The organism is Citrobacter sp. B72 (genome assembly GCF_016894305.1).
Classification (GTDB): Bacteria; Pseudomonadota; Gammaproteobacteria; order Enterobacterales; family Enterobacteriaceae; genus Citrobacter; species Citrobacter portucalensis.
In genome coordinates this window covers 2,487,324-2,503,713 of record NZ_CP069801.1, presented here as the reverse complement: position 1 = coordinate 2,503,713, position 16,390 = coordinate 2,487,324, and the positions used below count along the sequence as shown (strand labels likewise).

15 protein-coding genes are annotated in these 16,390 nt (G+C 51.5%); 10 read left to right on the top strand and 5 right to left on the bottom strand.

Annotated features, from left to right (window positions below; genetic code table 11):
- Nucleotides 1-37 precede the first annotated feature (37 nt).
- Both JQN59_RS11930 and JQN59_RS11925 read left to right on the top strand, forming a co-directional pair.
- Nucleotides 38-1,432, top strand: a complete 1,395-nt coding sequence (locus JQN59_RS11930) for a GntP family permease (RefSeq protein ID WP_196776256.1) — start codon at nt 38-40, stop codon at nt 1,430-1,432.
- A gap of 11 nt (nt 1,433-1,443) precedes the next feature.
- Nucleotides 1,444-2,214 (top strand): 3-hydroxybutyrate dehydrogenase, encoded by a 771-nt coding sequence (locus JQN59_RS11925; protein ID WP_149607234.1) that lies wholly within the window; start codon nt 1,444-1,446, stop codon nt 2,212-2,214.
- A 144-nt stretch (nt 2,215-2,358) separates the two neighbouring features.
- On the opposite strand, the gene JQN59_RS11920 is transcribed toward JQN59_RS11925, so the two are convergent.
- Nucleotides 2,359-2,730: an OsmC family protein gene (locus JQN59_RS11920; RefSeq protein ID WP_204528203.1), complete on the bottom strand. Its 372-nt coding sequence runs from the start codon at nt 2,728-2,730 to the stop codon at nt 2,359-2,361.
- Nucleotides 2,731-2,957: 227 nt separating this feature from the next.
- On the opposite strand from JQN59_RS11920, the gene sra reads away from it, so the two are divergent.
- From sra to JQN59_RS11895, 5 genes are all read left to right on the top strand, one after another.
- Nucleotides 2,958-3,098, top strand: coding sequence for a stationary-phase-induced ribosome-associated protein (sra, locus tag JQN59_RS11915; RefSeq protein WP_003833009.1), 141 nt, complete (start codon nt 2,958-2,960; stop codon nt 3,096-3,098).
- A 179-nt stretch (nt 3,099-3,277) separates the two neighbouring features.
- Nucleotides 3,278-4,975: a malate dehydrogenase gene (gene maeA, locus JQN59_RS11910; protein ID WP_071446387.1), complete on the top strand. Its 1,698-nt coding sequence runs from the start codon at nt 3,278-3,280 to the stop codon at nt 4,973-4,975.
- Between the two features lie 309 nt (nt 4,976-5,284).
- Nucleotides 5,285-7,000 (top strand): ABC-F family ATP-binding cassette domain-containing protein, encoded by a 1,716-nt coding sequence (locus JQN59_RS11905; RefSeq protein ID WP_149607235.1) that lies wholly within the window; start codon nt 5,285-5,287, stop codon nt 6,998-7,000.
- A gap of 220 nt (nt 7,001-7,220) precedes the next feature.
- Nucleotides 7,221-7,499, top strand: coding sequence for a type II toxin-antitoxin system RelE/ParE family toxin (locus JQN59_RS11900; protein WP_149607236.1), 279 nt, complete (start codon nt 7,221-7,223; stop codon nt 7,497-7,499).
- Complete coding sequence (locus tag JQN59_RS11895; protein ID WP_149607237.1) at nt 7,499-7,783, top strand: HigA family addiction module antitoxin; 285 nt, start codon at nt 7,499-7,501, stop codon at nt 7,781-7,783. The genes JQN59_RS11900 and JQN59_RS11895 overlap by 1 nt, the downstream gene beginning before the upstream one ends.
- Before the next feature lie 39 nt (nt 7,784-7,822).
- On the opposite strand, the gene JQN59_RS11890 is transcribed toward JQN59_RS11895, so the two are convergent.
- The 4 genes from JQN59_RS11890 to fdnG all read right to left on the bottom strand — a co-directional run bounded on the left by JQN59_RS11890 (nt 7,823) and on the right by fdnG (nt 13,149).
- Nucleotides 7,823-8,425 carry an inorganic diphosphatase gene (locus JQN59_RS11890; protein WP_003833020.1) on the bottom strand — a complete coding sequence of 201 codons (603 nt, stop codon included), beginning with the start codon at nt 8,423-8,425 and terminating at the stop codon, nt 7,823-7,825.
- A gap of 129 nt (nt 8,426-8,554) precedes the next feature.
- On the bottom strand, nt 8,555-9,211 hold the full coding sequence (fdnI, locus tag JQN59_RS11885; RefSeq protein WP_003020054.1) for a formate dehydrogenase-N subunit gamma: 657 nt from the start codon (nt 9,209-9,211) through the stop codon (nt 8,555-8,557).
- Entirely contained in the window at nt 9,204-10,088 is an 885-nt protein-coding gene (gene fdnH / locus JQN59_RS11880; protein WP_003833024.1) for a formate dehydrogenase N subunit beta, read from the bottom strand. Before fdnH ends, fdnI begins: the two co-directional genes overlap by 8 nt.
- Nucleotides 10,089-10,101: 13 nt before the next feature.
- Nucleotides 10,102-13,149 (bottom strand): formate dehydrogenase-N subunit alpha, encoded by a 3,048-nt coding sequence (gene fdnG, locus JQN59_RS11875; RefSeq protein ID WP_095533095.1) that lies wholly within the window; start codon nt 13,147-13,149, stop codon nt 10,102-10,104.
- 288 nt (nt 13,150-13,437) lie between these two features.
- On the opposite strand from fdnG, the gene yddG reads away from it, so the two are divergent.
- From yddG to JQN59_RS11860, 3 genes are all read left to right on the top strand, one after another.
- Entirely contained in the window at nt 13,438-14,319 is an 882-nt protein-coding gene (gene yddG, locus JQN59_RS11870) for an aromatic amino acid efflux DMT transporter YddG (protein WP_048214181.1), read from the top strand.
- Nucleotides 14,320-14,780: 461 nt separating this feature from the next.
- A complete protein-coding gene (ompD, locus tag JQN59_RS11865; protein ID WP_048214180.1) occupies nt 14,781-15,866 on the top strand; it encodes a porin OmpD in 1,086 nt (361 codons plus the stop codon).
- Between the two features lie 143 nt (nt 15,867-16,009).
- A complete protein-coding gene (locus JQN59_RS11860; RefSeq protein WP_149607291.1) occupies nt 16,010-16,390 on the top strand; it encodes a GFA family protein in 381 nt (126 codons plus the stop codon).

Genomic DNA, 16,390 nt, shown 5'->3' with positions numbered 1-16,390 from the left:
TTTCTGTACCCCACTATAACAATGATATTGAGGAGTCATGATGAGTGTATTAATCGCCCTGGCAGCGTTGGGCCTGCTGATGCTGGCAGCCTATCGCGGATATAGCGTTATCCTGTTTGCCCCCATCGCGGCATTAGGTGCTGTATTGCTTACCGAACCTAGCGCCGTCGGCCCTGCTTTCACCGGCCTGTTTATGGAAAAAATGGTCGGTTTTGTGAAGCTTTACTTCCCGGTGTTCTTGCTGGGGGCAGTGTTTGGCAAGTTAATCGAGTTATCTGGGTTTTCACGTTCCATTGTTGCCGCCGCTATCAACATTCTCGGCCGTCGCCATGCCATTCCGGTTATTGTGCTGGTATGTGCGCTGTTGACCTACGGCGGCGTATCGCTGTTCGTCGTGGCGTTTGCGGTGTATCCGTTCGCGGCCGAACTGTTCCGTCAGAGCAATATCCCGAAGCGGCTGATCCCGGCAACCGTTGCGCTGGGCGCGTTCTCCTTCACCATGGATGCCCTGCCAGGCACACCGCAGATCCAGAACATTATTCCGACCAGTTTCTTCGGTACCAACGCCTGGGCCGCGCCGTGGCTGGGTCTGATAGGTTCCGTGTTTATCATCGTTGTTGGTCTGGTTTATCTCGAACGTCAGCGTCGTAAAGCGCAGGCAAAGAATGAAGGCTATGGGACTGAACTGTTAAACGAGCCGGAAACGCCGGATAACATTAATCTGCCGAACCCGATCATCGCGATCTCTCCGCTGATCCTGGTTGGGGTATTTAACCTGCTGTTTACCCGCTGGATCCCGCAATGGTATGGCGCCACGCATCAACTGGAGCTTCCGGGTCTCGCCAAACCGATTACCACCGAAGTCGGTAAAATCACTGCTATCTGGGCAGTGGAAGCGGCGCTGATTTCTGGGATCCTGCTGGTGGTGCTCTTCGGCTATCGCAACATTAAAGGTCGCCTGGCGGAAGGCAGCAGAACGGCGGTTGGCGGCGCGATCCTCGCGGCGATGAACACCGCGTCAGAGTACGGTTTTGGCGCAGTGATCGCCGCCCTGCCAGGTTTCCTTGTACTGTCAAAAGCACTGGCGGCTATTCCTGACCCGCTGCTCAATGAAGCTATCAGTATCACTACGCTCGCCGGGATCACCGGTTCGGCGTCTGGCGGGATGAGTATTGCCCTTGCCGCCATGTCTGACACCTTTATCGCGGCCGCTCACGCTGCCAATATCCCACTTGAAGTCTTTCACCGCGTGGCGTCTATGGCCAGCGGCGGTATGGACACCCTGCCGCATAACGGCGCAGTCATTACCTTATTAGCTATCACCGGTCTCAGCCACCGTCAGGCGTATGGCGGAATTTTTGCTATTACCGTCATTAAAAGTCTGGCCGTACTGTTTGTCATCGGCGTCTTCTACACCACCGGAATTGTTTAAGGAGAATCATCATGAACTTAACGGGAAAAACCGCCCTGGTTACCGGCTCGACCAGCGGTATCGGATTAGGTATCGCACAGGTGCTGGCGCAATCGGGCGCCACCCTGATCCTCAACGGGTTTGGTGATGTGGATGCCGCCAAAGACGCTGTTGCGCAATATGGCAAAACGCCAGGTTATCATGGCGCGGATCTGAGCGATGAAGCGCAAATTGCCGACATGATGCGCTATGCCGAGAGCGAATTCGGCGGTGTTGATATTCTGGTCAACAACGCGGGAATCCAGCATGTATCCCCGGTGGAAACCTTCCCGGTTGATAAATGGAACGCGATTATCGCCATTAATCTCTCTTCCGTTTTTCACACCACGCGTCTGGCGCTTCCTGGTATGCGCGCGCGAAACTGGGGGCGCATCATTAATATCGCTTCTGTTCACGGCCTGGTGGCCTCAAAAGAGAAATCTGCCTACGTAGCGGCGAAGCACGGCGTGGTGGGATTCACCAAGACCATCGCACTGGAAACCGCGCAGACGGGTGTCACCTGCAATGCGCTGTGTCCCGGCTGGGTGCTCACGCCGCTGGTCCAGCAGCAGATCGATAAGCGTATTGCCGAAGGCGCAGAATCTGAGGCTGCGCGTGACGCCCTGCTGTCGGAAAAGCAGCCGTCGCGCGAATTCGTCACGCCGGAACAGTTAGGTGAGCTGGCACTATTTCTGTGTTCAGACGGTGCGGCGCAGGTGCGTGGCGTGGCGTGGAATATGGATGGCGGTTGGGTAGCGCAATAACATCATCAGGTGCCGGATAAGACTGACTTACATCCGGCGCAATCGTAGGCCGGATAAGACGCAGTCGCATCCGGCACGCCACGATTAAGACTTCAGCTGATAATCCAGCGTAATTTCCGCGTTCAGTACCTGCGATACCGGGCATCAGGCTTTTGCTTTCTGGATGATGCCGTCAAACGTGGCGGCGTCTATCCCCGGCACGCTCACCTGGCTATGCAACGCGACTTTAGTGATCGCAAACCCGGCATCTACTTTATCCAGAGAAACATCGGCAGTGGTATCAATGGCATCTGGGGTAAACCCCGCTTCACCCAGCATCAGCGAAAGCGCCATCGAGAAGCAGGCTGCATGGGCCGCGCCAATCAACTCTTCAGGATTGGTGCCTTTCTCACCTTCAAATCGTGTATTAAACCCATACGGTTGCTGATTCAACACGCCACTTTCGGTCGACACAGTGCCTTTGCCGCGCTTAATGTCGCCTTCCCAGTGTGCCTGACCTTTCTTATGGATAGTCATTACCGCTCTCCTGTGTTGTCGTCGGAGTTACTAGTATAGGACGGCTGAGAAAAAGCATGTTACATACGGGATAGTTCTCATTTGCCGCTTAAGCATTGACCTTTCAGATAAAATGACCGACCATCCAGAAAGCCGTTATGTTGAACATCGGCTTTAGATCAGGTTGTATTTCGTCCGTTCTCATACGGGCTCGCCCTTGAAACCAGTAACAGGATTAAGGAGTTAGAATGAAATCGAACCGTCAGGCCCGTCATATTCTCGGACTGGACCACAAAATCTCAAATCAACGTAAAATCGTGACCGAAGGTGACAAAACCAACGTGGTCAATAATCCTACTGGAAGAAAGCGCCGCACTGACGGCAAGTAGCCTTTCGCACGTCTGACTGAGTAACGAGATAAACACCATTGCAACCGCAGTGGTGTTTTTGCTTATAAAACCCCTTAACCCATTCACAATGCTTTATACTTCGCCCGTTTCCCTGGCGGACAGGCTACATACGATCATAAAGAGCGCCAGGGACGGTTATTCAAAAAAGAGTGAGTGACATGGAAAACGAAACCAAAAAATTGCGTTCCCTTTACATCCCCTACGCTGGTCCGGTACTGCTGGAATTCCCTTTACTGAATAAAGGGAGCGCCTTCAGTGTGGAAGAACGCCGTAACTTCAACCTGCTGGGGTTACTGCCGGAAGTGGTCGAGACGATTGAGGAACAGGCTGAACGCGCCTGGATCCAATATCAGGGATTCAAAACCGAAATCGACAAACATATTTACCTGCGCAACATCCAGGACACCAACGAAACCCTGTTTTACCGACTGGTGCATAATCACCTGGATGAGATGATGCCAGTTATCTATACCCCAACGGTCGGCGCGGCCTGTGAGCGTTTCTCTGAGATCTATCGTCGCGCACGCGGCGTGTTTATCTCTTATCAGAACCGCCACAATATGGACGATATCCTGCAAAACGTCCCTAACCACAATATCAAGGTCATCGTTGTCACCGATGGCGAACGTATTTTAGGTCTTGGCGATCAGGGGATCGGCGGGATGGGTATTCCAATCGGTAAACTGTCGCTGTATACCGCATGTGGCGGAATTAGCCCGGCCTATACTCTTCCGGTGGTACTGGACGTGGGGACCAACAATCAGCAACTGCTGAACGATCCGCTGTATATGGGCTGGCGCAATCCGCGTATCACTGATGATGAATACTACGAATTCGTTGATGAATTCATCCAGGCCGTGAAGCATCGCTGGCCGGATGTGCTGTTGCAGTTTGAAGATTTCGCCCAGAAAAACGCTATGCCACTGCTGACCCGTTATCGTGATGAAATTTGCTCGTTTAACGACGATATTCAGGGCACCGCGGCGGTTACTGTCGGTACGCTGATTGCGGCTAGCCGCGCGGCCGGTAGCCAGTTGAGTGAACAGAACATCGTCTTCCTCGGCGCAGGTTCCGCCGGTTGCGGGATCGCCGAGCAGATCGTTGCGCAGATCCAGCGTGAAGGTTTAAGCGAAGAAGCGGCGCGTCAACGCGTATTCATGGTCGACCGCTTCGGCCTGTTAACAGACAAAATGCCGAACCTGCTCTCCTTCCAGACAAAACTGGTGCAAAAACGCGAAAATCTCCAGCATTGGGATACCCAAGAAGATGTGCTGTCGTTGCTCGATGTGGTCCGCAACGTTAAGCCGGATATCCTGATTGGCGTTTCCGGACAAACCGGCCTGTTTACCGAAGAGATCATCCGCGAAATGCACAAGCATTGTCCGCGTCCGATCGTCATGCCGTTGTCCAACCCCACTTCCCGTGTTGAAGCTACACCACAGGATATTATCGCCTGGACCGAAGGTAACGCGCTGGTTGCGACCGGTAGTCCGTTCGCACCGGTACTGTGGAAAGATAAAATTTACCCAATCGCCCAGTGTAACAACGCCTATATCTTCCCGGGTATCGGCCTGGGTGTGATTGCGTCTGGCGCGTCGCGCATCACTGATGAAATGCTGATGTCGGCGAGTGAAACGCTAGCGCAGTATTCACCGCTGGTGCTCAACGGTGAAGGTCTGGTGCTACCAGAACTGAAAGATATTCAGACCGTTTCTCGCGCCATTGCCTTTGCCGTCGGTAAAATGGCTCAGCAGCAAGGTGTGGCAGTGAAAACCTCCGCCGAAGCGCTGCAACAGGCAATTGACGATAATTTCTGGCAGGCAGAATATCGCGACTACCGTCGTACCTCTATTTGACGGTTTGCCCGGCGGCACACTGCTGCCGGGCGTTCAACACTTGCGCTTTTGCGTAACTTACGATTACACTTTCACCACCGATTAACATTTTGAAAAACAAAAGGAGGATACTTATGCTGTACTGTGAACGTTTTATCGTTTCACATGCTTTTGGCGATCGCCAGTGCTCAAGCGTTATCGGTATCGTGCTGCGATAACTTCTGCTTGAGCGAAGCTAACTTCTAAATCCCCTTCTCTCGGGCTTACCGGGTTATCGTCAGCGATGTTTGACGAGGCGTTTTCACGCCTGTAACTCTTGAGTAAGCAACAATGAGCACATTACTAACCGCACAATCCTTACACGTTGATACGGCATTCGGCACGCTATTCGACGATCTTTCCTTTACCCTGAAAAAAGGCGACCGCATCGGGCTTATCGGTTACAACGGCTGCGGCAAAAGCACGCTGTTAAAACTGCTCGATGGCACGATCTCGCCCACCAGTGGGGCAATCGCGCAGGCGAATCACTGCCATCTCGCGCGTGTAGAACAACATCTACCTGACGATATACTGCCGCTTACGCTACAGGAAGCCGTTCTCGCTCAACTTCCCGAGCATGAACGCGCAGCTCAGCAGTGGCGAGTTGAAGCACTGCTTGCCGAAATGGGTTTTACGCCAGAGAATTTATCTCTGACTGCGCAAACGTTGAGCGGTGGCCAGCACACGCGCTTGCTATTAGCGCGGGCGCTGATGCGTAATCCTGACCTGCTGCTGCTGGATGAACCGGGTAACCACCTGGATTTGCCAACATTACTGTGGCTGGAGCAGTTCTTACAGAACTGGTCTGGCAGTTTTGTGGTGGTTTCCCACGACCCGCAGCTGCTGGACGCGGTGACTCACGGAACCTGGATCTTGCGCGATCGCACCCTGCATGCCTTCGATCTACCCTGTAGCGCGGCGCGTCAGGCTCTGGCAGAAAGTGACGCCAGCGATGCCTTGCGCCACAAGGCTGAGCAAAAAGAGATAGACCGGGTGACTGCCAGCGCCAAACGGCTGGCAACCTGGGGGCGGGTCTACGACAACGAAGATCTCTCCCGCAAGGCCAAGCAGATGGAAAAACAGGTACAGCGCCTGAAAGAGGTGCAAACAGAAGTGACGTCAGGAAGTCAGTGGACACTAACATTGCAGGGTGATGCCCTGCGTGCAGATCGTTTGCTGGAGATGACCAATCTGTCTGTAGCCCCTGCTCCCGGTGCAGATACACTGTTTTCCATTGCCGGTATCCGGTTAAAAAGCGGCGATCGCGTGGCGATTGTCGGGCGTAACGGTTGCGGGAAATCATCGCTATTAAGGCTTATCTGGCAACAGTTTCAGTCACAGCTGGCATCGCCTTCACTGGTGTTACACCCGCGCGTTACCCTGGGTTATTACGACCAGACGCTGCATCAGCTTGCCGATAACGATTCATTGTTTGACGCGCTGGAAGCGTTTGCCCCGCAGCCAGAGATTCGCAAGATGGCATTGATTAGCGCGGGATTTCCGTGGGTTCGTCATGCGCAGCGAGTCAGCACGTTAAGCGGCGGTGAGCGCTCCCGGTTACTGTTTGTTGGGTTGACGCTTGCGCGCTACAGTCTGCTGATGCTCGATGAACCGACCAACCATCTGGATATGGAAGGCAAAGAGGCGCTGGCAGAAACGCTACAAAGCTATAACGGCGGCGTGTTGCTGGTCAGTCACGACCGGCAGCTTATCAGCCAAAGCTGCAACCGGTTCTGGTTAATCGACAATGGCGAACTCAGTGAATGGCACGATCTGGAGGCGGTCAATGCGCGTATTCGGGAAACGTCCGCGGAGATAACCGTTCCCAAAACGGTGGCCGAAGAGAAAACTGAAATAAGCGGTGACAGCGATAGATTGCTGGAACAACTTCTCGATCTTGAGCAGCGTCTGGCCGACGATCTCGCCCGCAAGCCGAAACATCAAAAACCGTTGTTACAGGCGCAATGGCGCAAGGAGATTGAACGTCTGAACGCACAACTTGAGTAATCTTTATTGCCGGATGGCGCAAGCTTATCCGGCCTACATCAGCAAAATGCGCGTGTAGGCCAGGCATCCGGCAATTCTTGCGTGACGCTTTCCAGTTATTCCCCTTCTCCCTTTTTCTTTTTGCACATTCGCCGCACAATTTTAAATATCGCAATCTTGGTGTTGCGTTGAACGGAACATTGATGGTAGTGTTCCTCTTGAAGGAACAAGGATGATACGGATGATCATGAACTTCAGGCACAAGGGATTGCGCGATTTGTTTCTTCATGGACGAACATCAGGCGTTATGGCGAAACATGTCCGACGATTACGACACAGACTTGCCGTTATTGATGCGGCAAGCAAGGTTACAGAGATCAATATGCCCGGTTATAAGCTACATCCTCTGGTGGGGGAACGCGACGGCATATGGGAAATTTCTGTTTCAGGTAACTGCCGTATTACGTTTGAATTCGTCAATGGCGACGCGTACATACTGGATTACGAGGACTATCATTGATGAAGATGGCAAATCATCCCCGTCCTGGGGATATCATTCAGGAAGCGCTGGAAGAACTCAATGTCAGCCTGCGCGAGTTTGCCAGAGCTATGGAGATTGCACCTTCAACGGCAAGTCGACTATTAACCGGGAAAGCGGCTCTGACGCCTGAGATGGCGATTAAACTCTCCGTAGTGATTGGCAGTTCACCCGAAATGTGGTTAAACCTGCAAAATACCTGGAGTCTGGCAGAGGCCCAAAAAAGCGTGGATATTTCAAGTCTGCGTAAGCTGGCGGTACAGTGATATAAATGCCGGATAAACTTTTGTCATCCGGCATACCATTTATTGCTGAGGTTTTTTCTCTTTCCAGGCATCCCAGGCCTGTTTGATCTCTTGCTTTGCCGTAGCGGCGTCATTGAAACCGTTTAATTCGACCTTCTTGCGCCCTTCCGGCAGATCTTTGTACACGCGGAAGAAAGATTCCAGACGTTGAACTTCAATCTTGGGCAGATCGCTTAACTCTTTGATGTCGTCATAAGTGGGGTCAATTTTACTGGCCGGAACGGCGACAATTTTGTCGTCCTTTTCACCGCCGTCGATCATCTTCAGTACGCCAATAGCGCGCAGCTTAATCAACGTTCCCGGAGCAAGCGGCGCACGGGTATAAAAAATGACGTCCAGCGGGTCACCGTCACCGGCTAAAGACTGGGTGAGTGAACCGTAGTTGGCGGGATAGGCAACCGGCATTGACTGGAAGCGATCGGCAACGATAAAACCGGTTTTGGCGTCGGTTTCATATTTAATCATTCCACCTGCCGGAATTTCGGTTACGGCATAAAACTCTTCCGGGTTGTTCTCCGGCTGAGGAAATTCGAGGATGTTCTGCGCCTGAGCTGAAGCACAAAGAAACACGCTGACTGCGAGTAATTTTTTCACCAGATGCATTGTCTTTTAACTCTTCTATTATCGGAAAGACAACACCTTACGTTCAGCAGATGACAGAAACATGACGTTTTTTTGGCAAAAAAATGGCGCTACCGATGTAGCGCCATTGCGTAGAGGGAACATCAGAGATTAGTTAACCCCTTCCTCGCTCTCTTTTTTCGCTTCTTGTCTTTCAACTTCGCGATACCAACGTGGGTGATGTTTCTTCGCCCAGCGACGGCTCACTTTCCCTTCAACCATGCCTTTAATCGATCCTTTCACCCAGAATGCCATATACATATGGATGAGGATGGCGTGCATCAGAATAATCCCCGCCGCCGCATGGATCAGCAGGCTATAGCGCACGACCTGCATCGGGAAGAACTGCGCAAAGTACGGACGCCAGATAATGATACCGGTAATCAGCAGCACGAAAATCATGCTCATAATCGACCAGAACATCATTTTCTGCCCGGCGTTGTATTTGCCCACATCTGCCACTTTGTGTTCATTGCCTTTCAGTACTTCCACAATGTTTTTCAGCCACGGAATATCTTTCTTATCCGGGATGTTGTGGTGCACAAAGCGTACAAACATGAACATCAGCGCCACGAAGATCAGTATGCCGAAGAACGGGTGCAAAATGCGTCCCATCTGCGGCGTACCGAAGGTTTGCGTCAGCCATTGCAGAGTCGGGAAGAAAAATGAAATCCCCGACAGCGCTACCAGGAAGAAGCAGATCACCACCGTCCAGTGACAGGCGCGGTCGATAAACTTCGTGCGCACAATCATTTTCGACTTACTCATGATGATCCTCCTCGTCGTCGTCCACTTCCTTATTCGGACCAATACCAATGTAGTGGTAAATCAGTCCGGCGAAGGTGGCGATAAATCCGGCAGCGGCCAGCGGCTTCAGCGCCCCTTTCCACAGATTGATAGAGGTATCTATCTGCGGGTCTTTTGGCAGACCGTGATACAGTTCAGGCTGGTTGGCATGATGCAGAACGTACATGACGTGCGTGCCGCCCACACCTTCCGGGTTGTAGAGACCGGCATGTTCAAAACCGCGAGCTTTCAGTTTTGCCACACGCTGTTCGCCCATTTCCAGCATTTCCTGCTTGGTGCCGAAATGTATTGCCCCGGTCGGACACGTTTTCACGCAGGCAGGTTCCTGCCCGACGCTGACGCGGTCCACACACAGCGTACATTTATACACCCGGTTATCCTCTTTATTGAGGCGCGGAATATTAAATGGACACCCGGCAATACAGTAGCCGCAGCCAATGCAGTGCTCTGACTGGAAATCGACAATCCCGTTGGCGTACTGGATGATGGCCCCGGCAGACGGGCACGCCTTCAGGCAGCCCGGATCTTCACAGTGCATACAGCCGTCTTTACGAATCAACCACTCCAGCTTGCCGTTCTGTTCGGTTTCGGTAAATCGCATCACCGTCCAGGACTTGGCGCTGAGATCGGCGGGGTTGTCATAAACCCCGACGCAGTGGCCAACTTCATCGCGGATATCGTTCCACTCTGAGCATGCCACCTGACAGGCCTTACAGCCTATGCAGGTGGAAACGTCGATCAGCTTCGCGACCTCTGCTTTGTAATCACGAGCCTGAGGTGGCGGCGTGATGGAGTTTGTTGCGGACCGTTTGATGATGTCCTGCGTTTCCATAGACATATGTTCGCCTCCCTTACGCCTTCTCGATGTTAACTAAAAACGCTTTGTATTCCGGCGTTTGCGAGTTTGCATCACCGACGTTCGGCGTCAGGGTGTTGGCGATAAAGCCTTTACGCGCGACTCCTTCAAAGCCCCAGTGGATTGGGATCCCAACCGTTTCTACCTGCTGACCGTTGACGTTCAGGGTACGCAGACGACGAGTGACCACGGCAACTGCGCGAATAAATCCACGTTTGCTGCTGACTTTCACGTGATCGCCGTTGTTGATCCCCTTCGCTGCCGCCAGCGTTTCGCTGATTTCCACAAACTGCTCTGGCTGGGCAATCGCATTCAACAATGCGTGCTTGGTCCAGGTATGGAAATGTTCGGTCAGACGATAGGTCGTCCCGACGTACGGGAAGTCCTGTTTCGTGCCCATACGGAGTTTATCCGCTTCGTACAGACGCGCTGCCGGGTTGGAGATCACATTCGGGTGCAGCGGGTTAGTGCCCAGCGGCGTTTCCATCGGCTCGTAGTGTTCCGGGAACGGACCTTCCGCCATCTTATCGATAGCAAACAGACGCCCCAGCCCTTCCGGCTGCATGATAAACGGATTGGTGCCACTGCCCGGTGCCGCGGTATTGAAGTCCGGGATATCGTTCCCCGTCCACTTCGTACCGTTCCACTGGATAAGCATGCGTTTTGGATCCCACGGTTTACCCTGCGGATCCGCCGAAGCGCGGTTATACAGCACGCGACGGTTTAGCGGCCATGCCCAGGCCCAGCCCAGCGTATTACCGAGACCTGACGGGTCGGCGTTATCGCGATTGGCCATCTGGTTGCCCTGCTCGGTCCAGCTACCGGTATAAATCCAGCAGGATGATGACGTAGAACCATCATCGCGCAGCAGCGCAAAGCTGTTGAGCAACTGACCTTTCTTCGCAACCAGCACGCCGTTGGCATCATAGAGATCTTCCAGCGCATAGCCGTTATTCTCTTTCGCCACTTCTTCGGAGTGCGGTTCGTCCGGCTGCTTATAGTTCCAGCTCATTTTCAGAACGGGTTCTACAGCTTTACCGCCTTCAGTGCGATACATGTCGCGCAGACGGTGGTAAATACCGGCAAGGATTTCGCCGTCGTTGCGGGCTTCGCCAGGGGCATCCTGACCTTTCCAGTGCCACTGCAGCCAGCGGCCGGAGTTGGCGATGGAACCGTCTTCTTCTGCAAAGCAGGTAGAAGGCAAACGGAAAACTTCGGTCTGAATCGACGCCGGGTCAACGTCGTTTGATTCACCGTGGTTCTGCCAGAACGTTGAGGTTTCGGTCACCAGCGGATCGATAACCACCAGATACTTCAGTTTGCTGAGGCTCTGCACCACTTTGTTTTTGTCCGGGAAGGACGCAACAGGGTTAAAGCCCTGACAGATGTAGCCGGTGACTTTCCCGCTATCCATCATGTTGAAGTATTTAATGACGTCGTAGGACTGATCCCACTTCGGCAGCCACTCAAAGCCCCAGTCATTTTCTTTCTGCGCTGCATTGCCGTAGAAAGATTTCATCAGGCTGACGAAGAACTTCGGATAGTTGCCCCAGTAGTTAACCTGATCGGCCAATGTCGCTTTTGGCGTGTTTGCGGCCAGATAGGTTTGCAGGTCTGTCTGTTTCTCTGACGGCAGCGTCAGGTAGCCCGGCAGGCTGGTAGAGAGCAGACCTAAGTCGGTTAGCCCTTGAATGTTGGAGTGACCGCGCAAGGCGTTGACACCGCCACCTGCCATCCCCATGTTGCCGAGCAGCAACTGGATCATCGCCATGGTGCGGATGTTCTGTGCCCCGACGGTATGCTGAGTCCAACCCAGCGCGTACAGGAACGTGGTGGTGCGATCGGCTGCACTGGTGGAAGCCAGCACTTCGCAGACTTTCAGGAAGTCTTCTTTCGGCGTACCACAAATGTTTTCCACCACATCCGGCGTGTAGCGGGAAACGTGCTGTTTTAGCAGGTTCCAGACACAGCGAGGATGGCTTAACGTTTCATCGCGTTTCGCGTAGCCGTTTTCATCGAACTGGTAGTTCCAGGACGATTTATCGTATTGGCGTTTTTTCGCGTCATACCCGCTGAACAGACCGTCTTCAAAAGCATAGTCATCCCGCACCAGCAGGCTGGCATTGGTGTAATGCTTAACGTATTCAGCGTTAATTTTGTTGTTTTCAATCAGGTACAGCAAGACGCCGGACAGGAACGTAATGTCCGTGCCGGAACGAATTGGCGCATAGATATCCGCCACCGAAGCTGTACGTGTAAAACGAGGGTCAACAACAATCAGCGTGGCATCATTGTTGTTTTTGGCTTCCATCGCCCAGCGGAATCCCACTGGATGTGCTTCAGCGGCGTTACCGCCCATCACCATCACGACGTTAGCGTTTTTAATATCAACCCAGTGGTTGGTCATCGCACCGCGACCAAATGTTGGAGCAAGACTTGCTACCGTTGGTCCGTGTCAGACGCGCGCCTGGTTGTCTACTGCCAGCATGCCGAGTGAGCGCACAAATTTTTGCGTCAGCATACCGGTTTCATTACTTGCCGCAGATGCACACAGCATCCCGGTTGAAAGCCAGCGGTTTACCGTTACGCCCTGCTCATTCTTCTCAATAAAGTTGGCGTCACGGTCAGTTTTCATCAGCTTCGCGATACGGGTGAATGCTTCATCCCAGCTGATACGCTGCCATTTGTCGGAACCTGGTGCACGGTATTCCGGGTAACGCAGACGGTTTTCACTGTGCACGTAATCCAGTAATCCTGCGCCCTTAGGGCATAATGCCCCACGGCTCACCGGATGATCCGGATCCCCTTCAATATGGTAAATCGACTCTTTGGCGTTTTTTGCTCCATCTCCCAGGCTATACATTAATAGCCCGCAACCTACGGAACAGTATGTGCAGGTGTTTCGGATCTCTTTGGCGCGTAACAGCTTATAGTTTCGCGCCTGAGCCAGTGCCATTTTGGGTGCAAAACCCAGAGCAGCTACTGTTGTTCCCGCCATACCGCCCGCGCAGATTTTAAAAAATTGTCTGCGGCTGACGTCCATTGCTTTCCTCTTTTTTGCAGGGATTCGTACAGGACATCTCTCAAATCGCGCCAGCGCGGCATAATTGAAAGATGACATGTACAACTTCGCGACGAAACTATCAGCTATATCCATATTTTTTTTGCGTCAAATCAATAACGAAACGGTTCCGCTACTAAATAGTGCACTTTGTTTAACCTTTGTACCCATAAGGGGGTAGGTGAAAGGTAATTAGTTAGCGCGCTACGGTGTAAAAGTGCTATAAATTTCAGCTTGAATTTTTGCCAGCACCATGGACAGACAATCAGAATGACAAAACAAAAAGCGACGTTAATTGGGCTCATTGCCATCGTGCTCTGGAGCACGATGGTCGGGCTAATGCGTGGGGTAAGTGAAGGACTGGGTCCTGCGGGTGGCGCAGCAATGATTTTTTCGTTAAGTGGCCTGTTGCTGATTTTTACCGTTGGCTTTCCGAATATCAGAAAAATTCCTGTGCGTTATTTAATCGCGGGTAGCGTGCTTTTTGTTACCTATGAAATATGTTTAGCGCTGGCTCTCGGTTATGCGGCTACTCGTCACCAGGCTATTGAAGTCGGTATGGTCAATTATCTCTGGCCGAGTCTGACAATATTGTTTGCTATTTTATTTAATGGTCAAAAAACAACCTGGCTGGTAATCCCTGGATTAATTATCGCATTGACCGGGGTTTGTTGGGTATTGGGTGGCGAAAATGGCCTTAATCCTGGTGAAATTATAAACAACGTTGCCAGCAGCCCGCTGAGCTATTTCCTCGCCTTTCTTGGCGCATTTATCTGGGCAACGTATTGCACGGTGACCAATAAATACGCAAAAGGCTTTAACGGTATTACCGTATTCGTTTTACTAACGGCTGCAAGTTTGTGGGTTTACTATTTTATGACTCCGCAACCAGAAATGAATTTCAGCACTTCGGTGACTATTAAAATGTTCTCAGCGGCATTAACGTTAGGATTTGCCTATGCGGCGTGGAATATTGGCATTTTGCATGGCAACGTGACCATCATGGCCGTAGGTTCCTATTTTACCCCAGTGCTATCCTCCGCTCTGGCTGCTGTGTTACTCAGCGCCCCGTTGTCGCTGTCTTTCTGGCAGGGTGCATTGATGGTTTGTGCGGGTTCGTTACTTTGCTGGTTGGCAACACGCCGCGCCTGAAAAAAAATCCGGGTTTTATCGCGCAAATCTAAAACCCGGCTACACTGTAATCAAATTAATGAATAATAAATGTTCATTCCACTTGTGGTTTATGTTTATTTTTGTTTAATTTAATGTTAAATAATTGGTAATTAATTAACTCCCGAAAATATTGCATGCTTATCTATATTCCTCAGTATGTATATATTATACCTGCGTGACTAACGCCATTTAAACCATAGACGGCACAATAGTCCCCTACGTAAATATACCCATTCAGATTTGTCACATATAAAGATTAATACAATCAGCTATATTATGTAGATCTGGATCACACAAATTCAAATATTTCGCAATATTATGAAACTTATTATTGAACTTATACCACTGCGTCATTTAAAAATAGTTTGCCATTGACGAACCCCTTCGTTTAGCAATGGTTTAGGAAACACACCAAGAAAAAATTATAAGGATTATTTAGAATGAAACTTAAATTAGTTGCAGTGGCAGTGACTAGCCTGTTGGCGGCAGGTGCGGTAAACGCAGCTGAGGTATATAACAAAGACGCAAACAAACTGGATATCTACGGTAAAGTTCACGCTCAGCATTACTTCTCTGACGACAACGGCAGCGATGGCGACAAAACCTACGCGCGTCTGGGCTTCAAAGGCGAAACTCAGATCAATGACCAGCTGGTTGGTTTTGGTCAGTGGGAATATGAATTCAAAGGTAACCGTACTGAATCCACCGGTGGTTCCAACAGCGACAAAACTCGTCTGGCATTCGCTGGTCTGAAATTCGCTGAATACGGTTCTTTCGACTACGGTCGTAACTACGGCGTAGCATACGACATCGGCGCATGGACCGACGTCCTGCCTGAGTTCGGTGGTGATACCTGGACCCAGACTGACGTATTCATGACTGGCCGTACTACTGGCGTTGCAACCTACCGTAACACCGACTTCTTCGGTCTGGTTGAAGGTCTGAACTTTGCTGCTCAGTACCAGGGCAAAAATGACCGTGACAACCTGAAAGAAGCTAACGGTGACGGCTTCGGTCTGTCTACTACTTATGAGTACGAAGGCTTCGGCGTAGGTGCTACCTATGCGAAATCTGACCGTACCGACAAACAGTCTGTAGGTAACGGCGGTTTCATGGCTTCCGGTAAAAACGCTGAAGTATGGGCTGCTGGTCTGAAATATGATGCGAACAACATCTACCTGGCAACCACCTACTCCGAAACCCGCAACATGACCACCTATGGTGGCTCCGGTGTTACTGGTATTGCAGATAAAGCACAGAACTTTGAAGCTGTTGCTCAGTACCAGTTCGACTTCGGTCTGCGTCCGTCCATCGCTTACCTGAAATCCAAAGGTAAAGACATCAACGGTTACGGCGACCAGGATCTGGTTGAATACGTAGACCTGGGTGCTACTTACTACTTCAACAAAAATATGTCCACCTTCGTTGATTACAAAATCAACCTGCTGGATGACAACAACTTCACCAATGCAGCGAAAGTGTCAACTGACAACATCGTGGCTGTTGGTCTGAACTACCAGTTCTAATTTTGTTGTAGTCTGAATACAAAGCCAGTCCTCCAAGGGCTGGCTTTTTCTCTTAATGTAGACTCGGTCATAAGGAGTATGCCGTGCAGACATTCACTGGTCGTTGTCTTTGCGGACAGAGTCATTTTACCGTTGACGTCGAAATGCTGGATGTCTATGCCTGCCACTGTACGCTGTGTCAGAAATGGTCAGGCGGCATCGCCATGTATCTGGAAGCCAGCGCTCACCCGCGGATGTCGCCAGAATCGGCAGAACCTTCGCACTTTCCTTCTTCAAACCGTGGTGAACGGTTCTTCTGTTCCGGCTGCGGATGCCCACTGTGGTTTACGTTGACGGACAGCGATCGCTACTTTATTCCGTGGACACTTCTGGAACTTAATGAGGTAGATCGCCGCCGCCTGATATTAGCGGCAGAGATCTATACGGAAACACAGCCTGCGTTCTGGAGACTGACGGGGCAATACGCTCGACTGAGTGGGAAAGAAGTCGAAGAGATGGATTACCCCTGTCATTTAGCTCACTAG